Raw genomic sequence first — 17,796 nt, forward strand, 5'->3', positions numbered from 1 at the left:
GGCTGTTAATTTACAATTTACAATGCTGTAATAATCGGGTGATATGATTGAGTAGAGGAACAATTTAGGAAGGGGGGAAGTAAACTATGAATAAAATTGGAGATATTTGTAGAGAAAATAGAGGAGTGACAGTACCAATTTCTGCCAGGACCAAAAATCTGGTAGACATTTTTAACCTTAATAATATCCAGAGTATTGTTGTACTTAAAGAAGAGCGGGCAGCTGGATTGGTTATGAGAGATAAGCTTTTTTATCGTCTGGGCAGTAGATTTGGCTATAATCTATATATGCAGAAAAATGTAAACGTAGTTATGGATAGTAAGCCGCTGATTATAGATTTTGATGAGCCGGTTCTTAAAGTTTCTCAAATAGCAATGAGGCGTCCACAGGAAAAAATTTATGATTCAATAATAATTACTAAAAATAATAAATACTACGGTATTTTGTCGATTAAAGACCTATTAATAGAAGTTTCAGAATTAAAGATAAAAACTGCCAGAAACGCTAACCCCTTAACTGGTCTGCCCGGGAACTTAACTATAGAGTCTGAAATAAAAGAAAAAATAAAAAGCGGAGAAAAGTTTTCTGTTCTTTATCTGGATCTTGATAATTTTAAAGCATATAATGACAGTTATGGTTATCGTAAAGGTGATGAGGTTATTAATTACACTGCAGAAGTACTTAATAACTGTGCTCAAAAAATTATGGGGGAGACTTTTCTCGGGCATATTGGAGGAGATGATTTTGTAATAATCACTGAGGCTGAAGATGATGAATACCTGGCAGAATTAATCATTGAAAAATTTGATGTAGGGATTTGTAGATTTTTTAAAAGCAAAGACGTATTGAGAGGATATATTGTTTGTCCTGATCGTCAGCATAAAATTGTTAATATTCCTCTGACTTCAATTTCAATTGCGATAGTTTTGAATAGTGATAGAAAGTTAAAAAATCATCTAGAAATTAGTGATCGAGCTGCAGAATTTGATGCTGCTGGCTGAGCTTCATGACCTGGGAAAAATAGTTATTTCGAATGATATTTTATTTAATGATGGTCCTTTAAATGAAAGTGAGTGGCAGCAGATCAAAGAACATCCGGTGACAGGTTTTCAAATTGCCTATACTTCTTTAGATATGGTCGATGTAGCGGAAGGAATATTAACTCATCATGAGTGGTGGGATGGAAGTGGTTATCCTCTGGCTTTAAAAGGAGAAGATATACCTCTGGCAGCCAGGATAATTGCCTTAGTTGATGCCTATGATGTAATGAAATATGGACGAAATTACAAAAAGGCAATGAGTGACCAGGAAATCATCGAAGAGTTAACGATAAGCTCCGGGATTCAGTTTGATCCACTTTTAGTAAAGATGTTTATTGATTTAAATTTCAAGTAAGTCACTTAAAACTAAATAGGTTGTAATCTTAAGACAGTTTCTATTTTTAGATGAAACTGTTTTTTATTATTGACAAACTAACAATCGTTAGTTATAATTAAAAGATAATAGATGATTGAAGTAAATTAATTATTAGATAAGATTTTAAACTGGAGGTGAAAAGATGGCTTCTACTAGAGAAAAAATTTTAAATGAGTCATTAGATTTATTTGCAGAAAATGGATACCATGGAACTTCAATGCGAGAGATAGCTAAAGCAGTTGGAATTAAGGGCAGTTCAATTTATAATCACTTCAGCGGTAAAGAGGAGATTTTTTCAGAACTCTTTAATTATCTGGCACCTCTAAATTTGAAGTCCGGAAAATTTAGGACCAAACTTCAGGCAGCAGAAGTTGATCCATTTGAAACTCTTAATTATTTTGGCGATATTGTAATTAAGGAGATGCAGAATCAAAAGAAAGTCAAACTTCTAAAAATGATGCTTAAGGAGAATAATAATCCGGTTGTTAAAAAACAACTTCAGGGTAGAATGGAAAATAACATAGAAAGAGTTACTATTTTCTTTACTGGACTACAGCAGGAGGGGAAAATTAGAAGTGATTTAGATCCAGAATTTACAGCAAATGAATTTGTCGGTGATCTGATATATTACAGAATGCGGTATTTACTTTTTGAACTCGACAGTTTTGAAGAATTGAAAACAGCTACCAAAAAGCATATTAGTTTTTTCTGGGAGAATATCAGAGACAATTAAGGAGGAGGAAAAAATGCTTAAAAAAATTACGATTTTCTTTTTAATATTATTCTTTTTTATATCTCAGCTCAGTCTGGCTCAAAAATTAGATGGAAATCAGGTCTTAGAAAAGGTAGAATCTTCGCGGCAGGCGAAAAGCCATAAGATGAAAATGGAAATGGAATTATACAGCAGTTCTGGTGATATGAGAAGCAGAGAACTTAATAATTATCGACTGGAAGGGGAAGTTGAGCGGTCTCTAATGCAGTTTGCTGAACCTGCTGATATCAGCGGCACCGCCTTTTTGCTGTTAGATGATCAGGCTAATAATCAGGAAGATATGTATTTATATTTACCAGCTCTGGGTTCGGTTAGGAAAATATCGGGCAGCCAGAAAAACGGTAATTTTGTTGGCTCAGATTTGACCTATAATGATCTCAGTATTTTTAGTGGAGCTAATTTTAGAGATAATTATCAGGCAGAAATGATATCGGAAGATAATGGGATAATTGAGCTGCAACTGGAAATTACTGATCCTGATATTGACTACAGCTATGGCAAAATGTGGGTCAGAAAAGACCTCTGGCTGGCAGAAAAAATAGAGTATTATGATCAGCAGGAGGAGTTGTTAAAGGTTATCACTTTAAGTAACTTTGACGAAATTGATGGTAACCGACTGGCCCGCAGAATAGAGGTAGAAAATATTCAAAAAGAAAGCAGAACAATTTTAAAGCTGGTGGAAGTAGATTTTGATCCAGAACTTGACCCCGGTATCTTTACAACCCGCTATCTGCAGCGTCAATAAGTCAATAAGTTAATTAGTCTGCAGAATTTTGAGGAGGTAAGCAATAATGAAAAATATCAGCCCAAAAATCAAACTAAATGATTTATTTTCTATTTTAGTTTTGACTTTAATTTTAAGCCTTGTTCTTACATTTAACCTGAGTGCAGCTTCTTACAGCGGAGAAATGAGTACTTCTCTTATCTATGAACAGGAAGCTGAGCGCTGGCAGGATCAAAGTTGGCTGGAACTGGATTTTCAGCAGGATCTGGGAGCAGATTTAAACTATTATTTAAAAGGGAGCTTAAGTTTAGATAGCTATTATCAGCAGAATCAAAAAGAAAGAGAAGTTGATTTTGAGCTTAAAGAAGCCTATCTAAATTATTATACATCTAAGATTGACTGGAGGCTGGGTAGACAAAATTTTAGCTGGGGCAGTTCCTATAATATTAATCCTCTCAATTATTTTAATCCAATTGATCAGGGTGCAATTGATCCTTTTCAGAGTCGGGAGGCAGTTGATGGAATCAGAGCAGCCTATTATCCTAATTTTAATTGGAAGCTGACAGGGGTTTTAACTCAACATGCAGAAATTGATGAACTGCAGACTGCAGTCCAGGTAATCCGCAGGCGCTGGCGGGGTTATGATCTTGCTGCCTCTGTTTTTAGTGGCAATAGCCTGCAGTCGGTTCCCGGGGCGAGCGATTTTTATCCTGAAGTTAACAAAATTGGATTTGATTTTAAGGGAGATTTCAGCAGCAAGAATATAGGTCTTTTTTCCGAAGTTGTCTACAGTGATTATCAGGATTCCAGGCTGGAAAGTACCAATGAGTTAATCATTGGTCTGGATTATAAATTCGATAATAATCTTTATCTTCTGGGACAATATTATTACCAGCAGCTGCCTCCTGTCCAGGCGGAAGCAAATCAGCTGCTAATTTTGAGGGCCGAAAAGCCTTTTGCCAATTTTCATAAATGGGAGCTCAATTTGATTTCTGACCTCAAAGAAGGAATGTCTCTGCTCCGGCCTAAAGTTATCTTTTCTTTAAATGAAGGCCTTGATTTAGAAAGTGGAGCCGTTATTAAGCTTAATCAGAAAAGAGAAAGCAGTTTAAATCGACTAAATCAGGAACTAATTTATCTTTCTTTTAGTAAATACTTTTAGCAGAGGAGCTGATCTGAATGCTGCAGAAGATAATAGAAAAAATTTCATCACTGGCAGTTAAACATCCGCTTCCAGTAATTTTAATCTTTATTTTAATAACACTTTTTTCACTTTATAATTTACAGGCAATCGAGGTAGATACAGCAATTAAGAGTCAAATTCCGGAGTCTATGCCCTCTCGAACTAAAATAGAAGAAATCGAAAATATATTTGGTGGAACTGAAATGATTATGCTGACAGTTGAGGCAGAAGATGTGCTGGAGGCTGAGCTGCTCAAGAAACTTCGTTTTATTTCAGACGAGTTAGAAAAACTGGCAGAAGTTGATAAAGTCAACAGTCCCTTTACAGTAAATATTATTGAGGGTAGAGATGATGAATTATTGATAGAAAGCGCTGTCAACACTATTCCAACAAATGAATCTGAAAAAGAAAATTTGCGAGAGCGGCTTGCAAATAGCGAACTGGTCATGGGTTCAGTTTTTGCCAGAAACTTTAAGGCAGTTAATATTGCTGTTATACTGGCTGAAGACTTTGATGATGCAGAGATCAAGAAAAAAATTAATACTATTTTGGCAGCAGCAGACGAACAATTTCCAGCTGAAGGAAGTATATTAAAGTCCGGACTGCCAATCATAAGAGCCTTAAATGCAGAAATTATGCAGCAGGATATGAGGCTTTTAATGCCGCTGGGCTTAGTTATTATGTTGATTTTTCTTTTCCTCTGTTTTAAACAGCTGCGGGGTGTCATTTTACCATTTACAGTTGTTATAATGTCAATAATTTTTTCTTTATCTCTGCTGCCGCTTCTGGGCTGGAAGTTTCAGCTGATGACAGTTATTTTACCTGTAATTTTAATTGCGGTAACCAATGATTACGGAATTCATATTATTGCAGCTTATCAGGAACTGGCAGTTGAGCAGAAAAATTCAGTTCAGGTAAGCAGAAATTCTGTTTTAAAGCTGGGAGCTCCAGTAATTGCTGCGGGAATTACAACTGTTGTCGGTCTGCTTTCACTTTCCAGTCATATTATTGTCCCGGCTCGAGAATTGGGAGTGCTGGCAGGAGCGGGAATTGCTTTTGCGCTTTTGGCCAGTCTATTATTTATACCGGCAGTTTTATCTCTGCTGCAAGTTAAAACTCCACTCAAAAATTATGAGGTTGGGGCTGAAAATAATAAAGAAATTAGCAGAAAAGGAATTATAGACAGGATCCTGTTTAAAATCGCTGATCTGGTTGGCAAAAATGCTAAAAGGATTTTAATTTTTAGTGTTTTAATTATTCTGCTTCTTTCTGCCGGGCTGCTGCAGCTGCAGGTTGACACCAACCCAATTAATTTCTATGAAAAAGAGTCTGAGATTGTGCGGGCTACAGAAATAGTTAATCAGCATTTTGGTGGTGCAAATTCTATTTCTGTAGTTGCCAGAGGTAATATTACTCAGTCGGAGATGATGCAGAAAATTAGTGATTTTGAGCTTGCAATTAAAGAATTTGAAAATGTAGGAGAAGTAAGCGCAGTTTCAACAATCATTAGAACTATGAATAGAGAACTTCACAATGGTCAGCCAGAATTTAAAAAAATACCTGAGACTGATTCTGCTCTATCTCAGTATTTACTTCTTTTTTCTATGTCAGGTGATCTTGATAAGCTGATTGATTTTAGAGAAGAAAATGCTCTGATAACAGCGAGAATTAAAACTAACAGCACAGAAGAAATAAGAGGGGTTCTCAATAAAATTGAAAATGAAGCTCAAAATTATGGAGATGGCACATTTCCTTTAATAGGAGGTTTTGGAGATCTGCTGTCCGAACTGGTCAATGCCGTTGTTCGCGGCCAGATAACCAGTCTTTTTCTTTCAATAATTCTGGTTGCAGTTGTTGTAATGCTTTTATTTAAATCTTTTACAGCCGGTGTTTATACATCAGTTCCTCTGATAACTGCTTTAGTCTCTTTATTTTCGCTGATGGGCTTTTTAAATATCAAACTCGATATGATTACCACTATGCTTTCTTCGATAATGATCGGAGTCGGAGTTGATTATACCATTCATTTTCTCTGGCGCTATCGCGAAGAAAGAAGAAATTTATCCAAAAAAGAAGCTCTGGTCGAAACTCTTACAACTTCAGGCCGGGGGATAACTTTCAATGCTCTTTCTGTAATAGTTGGATTTTCAGTTCTTTTTGTTTCCGGGTTTTTACCGGTTAAATTCTTTGCCTTTTTAGTAACAGTTTCTATTGCCACCTGTTTAATTGGAGCGTTGCTGATTCTTCCGGCTTTAGTCCTTGTTTTTGAGCCTGATTTTTTGAACGAAAGTAAAAAACGATAGGTATCAGGTACCTAAAACGATTTCTGGTACCTGGTACTTATAAATCTATGATAATATATTTATAAAGGAGTGATAAAATGAAAATTGAAAAAATAAAAATCTTTATTACTTTAGTTGATTTAGAAAGTTATTCTCTGACAGCTGAAAAATTTGAACTGAGTCAACCAGCAATAAGTATGCAGATTAAATCACTTGAAAAATATTTTGAGACTGAATTACTTAATAAGGAAAATAACAAAATAATTCTTACTCCTGCCGGAAAAATTGTATATCAGGAAGGGAAAAAAATTGTAAAAAGATGGGGTTATTTGAAGCAGAGAGTTGAAAGCAAAAAAAATATGCAGACAAAAAATTTGAGAATTGCTTCAAGTACTATTCCGTCGGTATATTTACTACCAGAGATAATTTCAACCCTAAATAATAGAATTGACGCTTTAAAAACAGAGGTTTCAGTTGGTGACAGCAGGTCGATGATTAATTTATTAGAAAATAGTGAAGTTGATTTGATAGTAGTTGGATATAAACCTCAAAATAGTAAATTTAAATCAGTCGAACTTTGTAGTGATAATTTGAGTTTAATAGCACCATTAAATCATACTTTAATTGACAAAGGAAAAGTATTTCTGGCTGATCTTCAGAATCAAAAATTGTTGATAAGGGAGGAAGGATCAGGAACTAGAAAGGCTACCATTTCAGCATTTAAAGAAGCTGATTTAAAATTAGCTGATTTTAATGTTATAAGTCAGCTGGGAAGTACAGAGGCAGTAATTTCTGGTGTTGAATCTGGACTGGGAATTTCTTTTATTTCACAAATAGCAGCTAAAAAAGCTGCTATCTGTAGAGGAGTTACTGAAATAAAAGTTGCAGATGTCGCATATGAGCGTAAATTTTATTTATCCTATAATAAAAACCGTCATGATGATTTTTTAATTAATACTTTTATTGAAGCCGCTAGAGATGTTTTATAAAATTTTGTTTAGGGCATCCAAAGTAAATTCTATTTCCGGAAGAGTATTAAAATAGCCAATGCTGAAGCGCAGACTTCCTTCTGGATAAGTACCTAATGTTTTATGAGCAAAGGGGGCGCAGTGCAGCCCAGATCTTGTCATAATATTATATTTTTCATCTAATTCAAAACTTAATTGACCTAAATCTTTTGCGCCGGCTGTTATAGAAAATGTTGGCATTTGTTCTCTAAGATTAGCAGGGCCAATTATTTTTATTTCAGGTATTTTATTTAGACCTTCTAAAAAGACTTTTCCTAATTGAAGTTCATGTTCTTTTATTTTTTTGATACCTATTTTTTTAATAAACTCTACGCCTGATTTTAGACCACTTATTCCCATAGTATTCATCGTTCCACTTTCAAATTTATCAGGTAGAAAATCAGGCTGTTCTTCTTGATCAGATTTACTTCCCGTTCCTCCTTCGATTAAGGGCTCCATTTGTGCAGCCATTTTTTTACTAACTGCAAAACCACCAGTTCCAGTGGGACCCATTAGAGCTTTATGACCTGTAAATGCCAGGAAATCTACTTTTAGTTTTTGGAAATCAATATCATAAACTCCTGCAGCCTGAGCAGTGTCGAGCATAAAATAAATATTATTTCTACTTGCAATTTTTCCAACTTCCTTAACAGGCATAAGGGTACCGCTTACATTTGAAGCATATGTTAAAATGATTAGCTTAGTTTTGCTATTAATAGCTGCTTCAACTTTTTTTGAATTCAGCCTTCCTTTTTCATCACATTTTATGTAATCAACATTTATAATTCCACTTGTTTCAAGGCTATTTAACGGTCTCAGAATAGAATTATGTTCCATAGTTGAAGTTATAACATGATCTCCTTTTTTTAAAATACCTTTTATCCCAATATTTAAGGCATAGGTTATATTGTGCGTAAAGACAATTTGTTTTAAATCATTAACATTAAAAAAGTCAGCTATTGTATTTCTTGTTTCAATAATCAAACGCCCTGCTTGAAGTGAGTCCTCATAGCCACCGCGTCCAGGGCTGCAACCAATATTTTCATAATAGTTTAGTATTGCTTTTTTAACTGTCTCCGGTTTATTTCTGCTTGTAGCTGCATTATCAAGATATATTTTTTCCATAAATATGTCCCCTCCTTTTGTTATATTAGATTCAAATTTAAATTGTGATACGAAATTTATTGATTTCATTATAGACTTAATTAAATGATTAATCAAGAAATATAATAAAAAATTATAAATATTATAAAAATACTTTATATATGAAATTATTTGTGCTATAATGATTGTGAAATAAAGAATAATCATGATTATATTTGTATTTAAGTAAAATAGATGATTGCACTGCGAAAAGTCTAAAATAATTCAAAACGAACCTAATTCACGAAAATATTACTAAAACAAAGCCTTTAAATCTGGGCATCCATGCTTAAATATGATATAATTGAAGTATCATAAAGCTATGGAGTGATAATCGTGTTTAAACCCTTTGAAGAAGATGAAAATGTTGCTTTTGGTGATTTTGACTTCAATTTACCCCAGAGTCTGGTCGAAGAACTTGAACAAGGCTGGGCTGGTAAATTCAAAACACATATTTTTGATAATATTGATGAATATAAATTTGCTGACATGTATTCTGAAGATAATGGTAGACCAAACTTCCCTGTTAAAATTATCGTCTCACTGGAAATACTAAAACATCTTTTTGATATCAGTGATAAAGAACTTTTAGAATCATTTCACTGTGATATCCGTTTTATGAAAGCCGTTGGCTTAAAAAGAGCCGGACAGTTAACTTTAGGTATGAGAACTCTCTATGATTTTAGAGAAAATCTGGTTGATTACATGACTGAATCAGGTGAAAATCCTCTGGATGAAATTTTTGATGAACTTCTGGCTGATTTTATTGAGGCTGCAGATCTCGATACTGATATTCAACGTATGGATTCTACCATGGTAAAAGCCAATATAAAGCATCTTTCCAGAATTCAGCTAATGCGTAAGGTTTTTGAGAATTTTGTTAGAGAATTATCTGATTCTCAAAAAAATAGAATTCATAAAAATATTCTTCAGATTCTTGATGATAGTTTTTCTGAATATCTAAATAACCATGACAAAGAAAATATTCTAAATAATCTTCTGGGTAAATTGAATTCCGTCAAACAGCTATTTAAAAATGATGACAGTATCAATGATACTAAAGTTTATCACCACCTAGTCAGAGTTGTAGGAGAACAGTCAATAGAAACCAGTTCCCAGCTTAAAGCAAAAGATGATGCTGATATTGAATCTTCAAGTCTACAAAATCCAAATGATGAAGATGCAACATTCCGTAAAAAGGGTTTAAAATTTCATCAGGGATACTCCTGTAATATTAGTGAGACAGCATCTCCGGATAATCCTGTTCAGATGATAACTGATGTATCTTTAGAACCTAATATTAACAGTGACGTCAATTTTTTAAATAGTCGACTTGAGAGTATCAATCAGAAAGCTCCACTTAATAAACTGGTGGTTGATGGAGCATATTATGGTTCTGATTCTATTAAGTCAGCTTTAAAAACTGAGACTGAAATTATTCCAACTGAACTGACCGGTAGTAACCCTAAATATTCTACCGCTGGTTTTGAGGTGTCTGAGAAACAGGGAATTATCTCCTGTCCAATGGGACAGGAACCTGAGCGAGATAAGTATCTAGAAAGCAGTGACACCTATGCAGCCTGGTTTAAAAAAGAAACTTGTAAAGACTGTAAATTTAGAACAAAGTGTCCCGTCAGTGAACAGAAAAAATCAATGACTGTTCGCTTTACTCAAAATAGACATGATAGAGATAAATTAAGAGCAAAACTGGCCGGTGAAGAATATCAAAAGATCAAAAATTCAAGAGCTGCAGTTGAAGGTACCTTTTCTGCCCTGAAAAGATCACAGGGTCTTGATAAATTCAAAGTAACCGGACTGGTTAAAGCTAAATGCAGCAGTCTGTATAAAATGATCGGCTATAACTTAAAACAGCTGGTCAGGGCATTGAAAATGGAATCAAACCCGGAAGTCTGCACCTAAAAGGTGCACTCCAGGTTCAAATATATGCTTTCGGGATGATATCTTTTCAGATATCATAAGATATCACCGGACAATTGTCCTAAGACCAATATTTGATTTTTTAGATTTTTATTTTTTGAATTATTTTAGACTTTTCGCAGTGCAATCATAGATTTAAATTTTATAAATTGAAATGACTATAATATTAGAACTGAAATCTGGAGGTAAAAATGAATAATAAATCATTAGCACTTACTATGGCCGCTTTAGGAATTGTAGTTAATCTTGTTTTAGGTACAACAGTAGCAATGCTCAAAATTCCTTTGCTTTTTCTTGATACAGTAGGGACTATTTTTGTAGCAGCAGTACTGGGACCTGTTTATGGAGCAATGACAGGTGGACTGACTAATTTGATTCAGGGTCTGATCACAAATCCAGCTAATATTCCCTTTGCTTTAGTTAATATTGTAATTGGGATTGTAGTTGGACTTATCGCCAGGAATTATGGTTTTGATTATTGGGTTGCCCTTTTAACTGGGTTGATCCTGTCTATTGTGGCTCCTTTAATTGGAACTCCAATTGTAGTCTGGGTATTTGGGGGAGTAACAGGGGGTGGAATTGACTTTGTTTTTGCCTGGTTGTTGAATTCTACCCAGAATATTTTTAAAGCTGCTTTTATTTCCCGAATCACTGGGAATCTAATAGATAAAGTTGCCAGTTGTTTATTCGTAGCTTTTGTAATCAAACGTTTATCAGCTGAGATCAGGAGCCGCTTTGGGACTCTGAAAAAAGATTATGTGGCTGATAATTAATGGAAAGAAGCAAAAAAATTGTTTTGGTTGCACATTGTCTTCTGAACAGTAATTCTAAAGTGGCTGGTCTTGTTAGAAAACAGGAAGAAATTCAGAAAATATTATCTTTATTGTTAGAGAAGAAATTAGGAATTATTCAACTCCCCTGTCCTGAATTGACTTTATATGGAATTAAGCGTTGGGGTCATGTAAAAGAACAGTTTGATACCCCTTATTATAGGAGACACTGTCGAGAAATTTTTCAGCCGTATTTAGATCAGATAATTGATTATCTGGCAGTTGGCTATGAAATTAAAGCTTTAATTGGTATTGACGGCAGCCCGAGCTGTGGGATTAATAAAACCTGTTCTGCCTGCTGGCAAGGTGAGGTGGCTGATCTTAAAACGGATGAGCTGATGAGTTTGAAAATGATTAATGAAGCAGGAATATTTATTGAAGAAATAAAAGAAATATTACAAGCGAAAGAAATTAAGATTCCTTTAATTGCAGTTGATGAAGAAAATTTAACTTTAGTCAAAGAAAAAATTAAGCAGTTGTAATAAGGAAAAATTACAAATTAGGTTTATAAACAGAAATAATTAGTTTAATTAAATGATTAAAATATTAAGGAGAGATTATAATGAATAAAAAACAACAGGAATTAGTTGAAGAAGCAAGAGAACGAGCAGAAGGTTATTTTCGTAGAGGAGAATTCTATTGTTCTGAAGCAGTTTTGACAGCAATTAATGAATTATTGGGTGAAGAGGTTGATCCAGAAATTGTTAAATTGGCTTCTGGTTTTCCAGTTGGAATTGGGAAATCAAAATGTTTATGTGGGGCTGTCAGTGGCGGAGTTATGGCACTTGGTTTAAAATATGGAAGAACTGAGCCAGGAGCTGAAATGCCAGAAAAATGTTTTCCTGCAAATGCGGCTTTACATGATTATATAAAAGAAACTTATGGTTCGACTTGCTGCCGGGTTCTGACTAAAGATTTTGATGATTTTGGCAGCCCGGAAAGAGCAGCTCACTGCATCCAAATTTCCGGTGAGGTTGCAGCCTGGGTAATGCAGAGATTTATTGAAGATGGACTCATTGATTAGCTGTAGGGCAAATAAAATTTAAAGGAGAATTATTTATTATGCAGAGTTTAATTAAAAAAACACCTATTCCAATCGCCGGCCTGATGCTTGGACTGGCAGGATTGGGTAATTTGGTAGCAGATTATAATATCTATTACCGATATCTGGCGGGAATTTTATCAGTTTTAACTGCATTATTTTTAATTGGCCGTTTTTTAATAGCTAGAGATAGTTTTGGATCTGATTTAAGAAATCCAATTATAGCAAGTGTTACTCCTACTTTTTTTATGGCTTTGATGATTCTTGCTACCTATTTACTAAGTATAACTCCTAATTTAGCTTCTTATCTCTGGTATTTCGCTATTATCTTACATACAGTTTGGGTTCTCTGGTTTACAATCCGTTTTATCTTTAATTTTAAAATTAAACAGGTATTTGCCAGTTATTTTATTGTTTATGTAGGACTAGTGGTTGCCAGTGTAACTGCACCTGCTTTCAATAATTTACGATTAGGTCAGGCCATCTTTTATTTTGGTTTTGCTGCTTATCTGATTCTTTTACCAGTAGTTATTTATCGGGTTTTCTGGGTTAAAGGAATAAAAGACCCTGCTCTGCCAACAATCACTATTTTTACAGCTCCAGCTGGACTTTGTCTGGCAGGGTATTTAAGTTCATTTCCTGAAAAAAATATTATTATGCTGAGTTTGCTTACTATCTTGACTTTAATTATGTTAATCGGGGTCACAATTTATTTACCGAAAATGATTAAAGTTGGTTTTTACCCCAGTTTTTCAGCATTTACTTTCCCCTATGTTATAAGTGCAATTGGCTTAAAAATGGCTGTGAAATTTTGGAGTGTCAATCCAGGATTGAACTGGCTTAAATATCCAGCAAGATTAACTGAGCTGCTGGCGATTGTTATAGTTTTATTTGTTTTTGTTAAATATTTGTCATATTTCAGAAGCTTTTCAGAATGAGGTGATATTGAGTGTCAAAAGGTAAGGCTGAAGATAATCCTCGCATGAAAAAATTATTTTTGAATAAAAAGTTAGATCGGGTTCCTGTAAATATGTCTATCAGTACTTATGCGGCTAGAATCAGCAATATGAGTTCTTATGAATACTATTTGAATCCACGTAAAGCATATGAAGCTCAAATCTGGGCTAAATATCTTCATGGACATGATGCTGGCCCCTCATATAATATTCCAAATGGTACTGTTTTGGACTTTGGCGGTGATTTGAAGATTCCTGAGACTGATCAAGTTTCTCTACCTAAAGTGACTAAGAGAAGAGTAGAAAGTCCTGAAGATCTTGCAGGATTAGAAGTTCCTAATCCTAAGGAGTCAATTTATGCAAAAAAAAGATTTGAATTCAATAGTATTTTAAGAAAAAATGGTTTAAAAATATCAATCTCAGCTGGATCCCCACTAGGGGTTGCAAGTGATATAGCTGATATACAGCTGTTAATGAGATGGATGTATCAAAAGCCAGAGTTAGTACATAGATTACTTAGAATAGCAACAGATTACTTATTAGAAGTAGCAAATTGGTTTATAAAAGAATTTGGTGCTGAAAATTGCAGTGCGTTTTCAACCTATCCGAATGAATGTCATGCACTGCTTTCGCCAGAGATGTTTGCTAAGTTTAGTCTTCCCTATGTGAAGGAAATACATAATAAGTTAATTAATAAGGGAGTTAAAAGGTGGACAATCCATTTATGTGGAAATCATACTAATAATTTAACTTACTGGATTAATGAGATAAAGTTAGCTCCTAGATCACTTATTTCAATTGGCGGGGAGATGGACATTAAACATGTTGCTGAAACTTTTGGCAGGGAACATATTGTTGGTGGGAACTTAGATACTACTTTGCTGCAGATAGGTTCTCCAAAAGAAGTATATATAGAGGCCAAAAGAATTATAAACAAGATGAAATATAATCCGGGAGGATTTGTTCTAATGCCAGCCTGTGCTTTACCACCACTTACTCCTTCGGCTAATCTTCAGGCATTAATAAAAGCAGTTAATGACTTTGGAAAATACGATTAATTGAAAAGATTAGTATATATAAAAGCAGGAGGGTAATTAATTTGATAAAGATTACTAATTTGAGTAAGAGTTTTGGTGAGTTAAAGGTTTTAGATGATATAAATTTAAATATTAAATCGGGAGATATATATGGTTTGATTGGCCAAAGTGGTGCTGGTAAGTCTACTCTATTAAGATGCATAAACGGTCTTGAAACTTACGATAGTGGCACTCTAAAGGTAGAAAACCTTGAGGTGAAAGATTATGAGGGTAAAGAGATAAGAAAATTTAGAAAGGATATCGGAATGATATTCCAGCATTTTTCTTTGATGGAGAGGAAGACTGCTTATCAGAATATTGCTTTACCGCTGGAATGTTGGGGTTATAAAAATGATGAAATTGATAGACGGGTTAGAGAATTATTGAATTTAGTTGGAATAGAGGAAAAAATTGATGTTAAGCCGAGATGCTTAAGTGGTGGTCAGAAGCAAAGGGTGGCAATTGCAAGGGCTCTTGCTCTTAAACCTAAAATGTTACTCTGTGATGAAGCTACATCTGCTTTAGATCCTAGAACAATGAAGTCGATTTTATCATTATTAAGAGAAATAAATGAGAAGTTAGATATAACTATAGTAGTGGTAACCCATCAGATGCCTGTAATAAAACAGGTTTGTAATAAGGTAGCTGTTCTAGACAAAGGCGAAATAGTAGTAAAAGGAGAGGTAGGAGAAGTATTTTTAAATCAACCAGATGTATTAAGAAAATTGCTAGGAGAGGAAGATAATAATGAACTTCCCTGTGAAGGGGTAAATGTAAGGATTACATATTCTAGAGAAGAAGTTGGCAGTGCTTTGCTTGCAAGAATGGCAAGGAGTTTAGATTTAGATTTTTCTCTGGTATGGGGGAAACTCGAAAAATATAGAGAAGACACTTTAGGCTCGATAGTAATAAATATAGACCAGAAAAACGAATCAATTTTATTTAACTATTTAAATGACATTAATCTCAACTGGGAAGTGATGGAAAATGGGCCATAATAATTTAGAGTTGTTAACACAAATAGTCATTCCAGAACTTGGAAAAACCTTATATATGGTTGCTTTTTCGACTCTATTATCTACAATTTTTGGATTTGGTTTAGCAATATTACTGGTAATAACCGATGAAAATGGACTGAGTCCTAATAAGTTATTTTATCAAGCATTAGATACTATTATAAATATAGTGAGGTCTTTCCCATTTATCATATTAATTGTAGCTTTAATCCCTTTTACAAGGTTAATTGTAGGTACTTCAATAGGATCTAATGCAGCTATAGTTCCTTTAGTAATAGCAGGTTCTTCATTTATAACTCGAATTATAGAGTCCAGTTTAAAGGAAGTAGATAATGGACTTATTGAAGCAGCTAAATCGTTTGGTGCATCTAATTTTCAGATAATATTCAAAATTATGATTGTAGAAGCGATTCCTTCTATTGTTTCTGGAATTACTTTTGCCATAATTTTGTTATTAGGAGCCACTGCAATGGCGGGGGCAGTTGGGGCAGGTGGATTAGGTACGGTAGCTCTTACTTATGGATATCAAGTGTTTAATGACACTATAATGTATGGAACAGTGATTATTTTGATAATAATAGTTCAAGTTATTCAAACAACAGGGAATATATTATATAGAAAGTTAAGCTAAAGTAGATTGTTTAATAGTTAGAATTTAAGAGAAGATGATTTTTAGTTTCGCGAATAATATATATTTTATAAAAAACTTAAGGAGTGAATTAATTTTGAAAAAACTTATTATAATTTTTATGTCAATATTGCTACTAATAACAATTACAGGATGCTCAATCCAGGATAATAGTGCAGGAACTGTTTCCAAATCTCAAGCTGAAAAAAATACTATAGTAATTGGAACAACTTCATATTTTGTAGATATAGTTGAGTTTGCCAGTAAAGAATTTGAAAAAACAAGTGATTATAAACTGGAGATTAAGCTATTTGATGATATAGTCCAACCTAACGTTGCGTTGGCAGAAGGAAGTATAGATTGTAATTTTTATCAGCACCAGCCTTATCTTAAAGCTTATAATGAAAATCGTGATGGAAATTTAGTTGCTTATAGTGATAATGGAATTTCTTGTACATTTGGTATTTATTCAGAAAGGATAACTGATTTAGATCAACTTAAAAAGGGAGATAAAGTAGGTATTCCATCTGATCCAAGTAATAGAACAAGAGCACTAAAAACTTTAGAGTATCATGGGTTAATAGAATTAAAAGACGGAGTTGAGTTTCCAGGTAAAGCAGATATCATAAATAATTATAAAGGATTAGATATTATAGAGATGGGCAGGAGTAATTCAGTAGTGGCGTCTTTAATTGATTTAGATGCCGGGGCAACTTATGGTGTTCATATGTTACTTGCCGATAAAGACCCTACAAGTGCTATAGTTTGGGATAGTAAAGAAAGTCTGAAAAAGTTTGCGGATATATTAGTTGTTAGAGAAGAAGATAAGGGTACTAAGTGGGCTAAAAAGTTAGAAGAAGCATTGACAAGTGATAGCACTGCTGAATTCATGAGAGAACAATTTCCTGGAGCTTATGTTCGCGTAAATTAAAGTTAGAGAGTGAGTGGTTATTGATTATGAATTATTCTAGAATTGTAACAAAAATAAATTCGGTTTTAGAGATGAAACGGAAGCTAGTTGGAGTTAGATTTATCTTTAATGAAGAAGGCTTTGCTGAGACAAATGCTCCCCAACCAAAAAGCAAAATGTCTTATTGTAGAATGGTCAGAAAAGCATCAACAGGTGGGAAAATGAAAGTTAATTTTGATAATTTTGGCTGTTTTGCAGGAGCTAGAGCGTTAGGAATAGTGGAGGTAGATAAAGGATATGCTGCAGGATTATATTATGATGGCTGTGGTTTATATCAAGATCTGCCCACTGCTAAGGAAGCAACTAATAATATATCAATCTGTAATCATAGTGCTTATGGGCTTGAAATTAAACCTTTAGCAGAATTTGATATAGATCCCCAGATTATAATTATTATTACTAATCCATTTAATGCAATGAGACTAGTTCAGGGTTATACTTACAATTATGGGCCCTATTCAGCTTTTAAAATGATGGGAAATCAAGCTATTTGTTCGGAATGTACTGCTTATCCATATGAAACTAATAATATTAGTTTCTCTCTTCTCTGTGCAGGAGCAAGAAGAAATGGGTTTGAGAAAGATGAAGTTGGGATTGGGATTACTGCAAATAAATTTAGAGGCATGGTAGATGGACTTTTTTCTACAGTTACACCGGTAGAAAATAATAAGAATAAAAAAGTGATTGAAAAAAAACTTAAGGAAAATAAGATTTCTGATATTAGTATAACTTATAACCATAGTTATGGTGATAAATTACATAGATATGACTCAAATTTGTTTTTTAAAAAATAAATTAATTCCTGAGAATTAG

General features: G+C 34.0%; 18 protein-coding genes. 17 read left to right on the forward strand and 1 reads right to left on the reverse strand.

The window, feature by feature from the left end; genetic code table 11:
* Positions 1-86 precede the first annotated feature (86 nt).
* The 7 genes from DFR79_RS07850 to DFR79_RS07880 all read left to right on the forward strand — a co-directional run bounded on the left by DFR79_RS07850 (position 87) and on the right by DFR79_RS07880 (position 7,366).
* Entirely contained in the window at positions 87-1,001 is a 915-nt protein-coding gene (locus DFR79_RS07850) for a GGDEF domain-containing protein (RefSeq protein ID WP_133514959.1), read from the forward strand.
* Positions 988-1,395 (forward strand): HD-GYP domain-containing protein, encoded by a 408-nt coding sequence (locus DFR79_RS07855; RefSeq protein WP_243727742.1) that lies wholly within the window; start codon positions 988-990, stop codon positions 1,393-1,395. Before DFR79_RS07850 ends, DFR79_RS07855 begins: the two co-directional genes overlap by 14 nt.
* A 163-nt stretch (positions 1,396-1,558) precedes the next feature.
* Complete coding sequence (locus DFR79_RS07860; protein WP_133514961.1) at positions 1,559-2,149, forward strand: TetR/AcrR family transcriptional regulator; 591 nt, start codon at positions 1,559-1,561, stop codon at positions 2,147-2,149.
* 13 nt (positions 2,150-2,162) lie between these two features.
* Complete coding sequence (locus DFR79_RS07865) at positions 2,163-2,933, forward strand: outer membrane lipoprotein-sorting protein (protein ID WP_133514962.1); 771 nt, start codon at positions 2,163-2,165, stop codon at positions 2,931-2,933.
* 46 nt (positions 2,934-2,979) lie between these two features.
* Positions 2,980-4,074 carry a DUF1302 family protein gene (locus DFR79_RS07870; RefSeq protein WP_133514963.1) on the forward strand — a complete coding sequence of 365 codons (1,095 nt, stop codon included), beginning with the start codon at positions 2,980-2,982 and terminating at the stop codon, positions 4,072-4,074.
* Between the two features lie 17 nt (positions 4,075-4,091).
* Positions 4,092-6,398 carry an efflux RND transporter permease subunit gene (locus tag DFR79_RS07875; protein WP_133514964.1) on the forward strand — a complete coding sequence of 769 codons (2,307 nt, stop codon included), beginning with the start codon at positions 4,092-4,094 and terminating at the stop codon, positions 6,396-6,398.
* Positions 6,399-6,475: 77 nt separating this feature from the next.
* Positions 6,476-7,366 (forward strand): selenium metabolism-associated LysR family transcriptional regulator, encoded by an 891-nt coding sequence (locus DFR79_RS07880; protein WP_133514965.1) that lies wholly within the window; start codon positions 6,476-6,478, stop codon positions 7,364-7,366.
* Here the strand turns inward: DFR79_RS07880 and DFR79_RS07885 are convergent.
* Positions 7,361-8,509 (reverse strand): aminotransferase class V-fold PLP-dependent enzyme, encoded by a 1,149-nt coding sequence (locus tag DFR79_RS07885; RefSeq protein ID WP_133514992.1) that lies wholly within the window; start codon positions 8,507-8,509, stop codon positions 7,361-7,363. The two genes, DFR79_RS07880 and DFR79_RS07885, sit on opposite strands and share 6 nt — an antisense overlap.
* 354 nt (positions 8,510-8,863) lie before the next feature.
* Between DFR79_RS07885 and DFR79_RS07890 the strand changes: the two genes are divergently transcribed.
* From DFR79_RS07890 to DFR79_RS07935, 10 genes are all read left to right on the forward strand, one after another.
* A complete protein-coding gene (locus DFR79_RS07890; protein ID WP_133514966.1) occupies positions 8,864-10,447 on the forward strand; it encodes a transposase in 1,584 nt (527 codons plus the stop codon).
* A 209-nt stretch (positions 10,448-10,656) separates the two neighbouring features.
* The gene (locus tag DFR79_RS07895; protein ID WP_133514967.1) at positions 10,657-11,238 is read left to right on the forward strand and encodes a CD3073 family putative ECF transporter S component; all 582 of its coding nucleotides are present in this window, start codon (positions 10,657-10,659) and stop codon (positions 11,236-11,238) included.
* Positions 11,238-11,777, forward strand: a complete 540-nt coding sequence (locus tag DFR79_RS07900) for a CD3072 family TudS-related putative desulfidase (protein ID WP_133514968.1) — start codon at positions 11,238-11,240, stop codon at positions 11,775-11,777. The genes DFR79_RS07895 and DFR79_RS07900 overlap by 1 nt, the downstream gene beginning before the upstream one ends.
* Positions 11,778-11,857: 80 nt before the next feature.
* Positions 11,858-12,319 carry a C-GCAxxG-C-C family protein gene (locus tag DFR79_RS07905; RefSeq protein ID WP_133514969.1) on the forward strand — a complete coding sequence of 154 codons (462 nt, stop codon included), beginning with the start codon at positions 11,858-11,860 and terminating at the stop codon, positions 12,317-12,319.
* Between the two features lie 38 nt (positions 12,320-12,357).
* Positions 12,358-13,275: a TDT family transporter gene (locus tag DFR79_RS07910; RefSeq protein WP_133514970.1), complete on the forward strand. Its 918-nt coding sequence runs from the start codon at positions 12,358-12,360 to the stop codon at positions 13,273-13,275.
* Positions 13,276-13,286: 11 nt separating this feature from the next.
* Entirely contained in the window at positions 13,287-14,351 is a 1,065-nt protein-coding gene (locus tag DFR79_RS07915; RefSeq protein ID WP_133514971.1) for a uroporphyrinogen decarboxylase family protein, read from the forward strand.
* 41 nt (positions 14,352-14,392) lie between these two features.
* Positions 14,393-15,367, forward strand: coding sequence for a methionine ABC transporter ATP-binding protein (locus DFR79_RS07920; protein ID WP_133514972.1), 975 nt, complete (start codon positions 14,393-14,395; stop codon positions 15,365-15,367).
* The gene (locus DFR79_RS07925; protein WP_133514973.1) at positions 15,357-16,016 is read left to right on the forward strand and encodes a methionine ABC transporter permease; all 660 of its coding nucleotides are present in this window, start codon (positions 15,357-15,359) and stop codon (positions 16,014-16,016) included. Before DFR79_RS07920 ends, DFR79_RS07925 begins: the two co-directional genes overlap by 11 nt.
* A gap of 94 nt (positions 16,017-16,110) precedes the next feature.
* Entirely contained in the window at positions 16,111-16,944 is an 834-nt protein-coding gene (locus DFR79_RS07930) for a MetQ/NlpA family ABC transporter substrate-binding protein (RefSeq protein WP_166638014.1), read from the forward strand.
* Positions 16,945-16,970: 26 nt separating this feature from the next.
* A complete protein-coding gene (locus DFR79_RS07935; RefSeq protein WP_133514975.1) occupies positions 16,971-17,777 on the forward strand; it encodes a DUF169 domain-containing protein in 807 nt (268 codons plus the stop codon).
* Positions 17,778-17,796: the final 19 nt, after the last annotated feature.

It is taken from the genome of Halanaerobium saccharolyticum, assembly GCF_004362045.1.
Classification (GTDB): Bacteria; Bacillota; Halanaerobiia; order Halanaerobiales; family Halanaerobiaceae; genus Halanaerobium; species Halanaerobium saccharolyticum_C.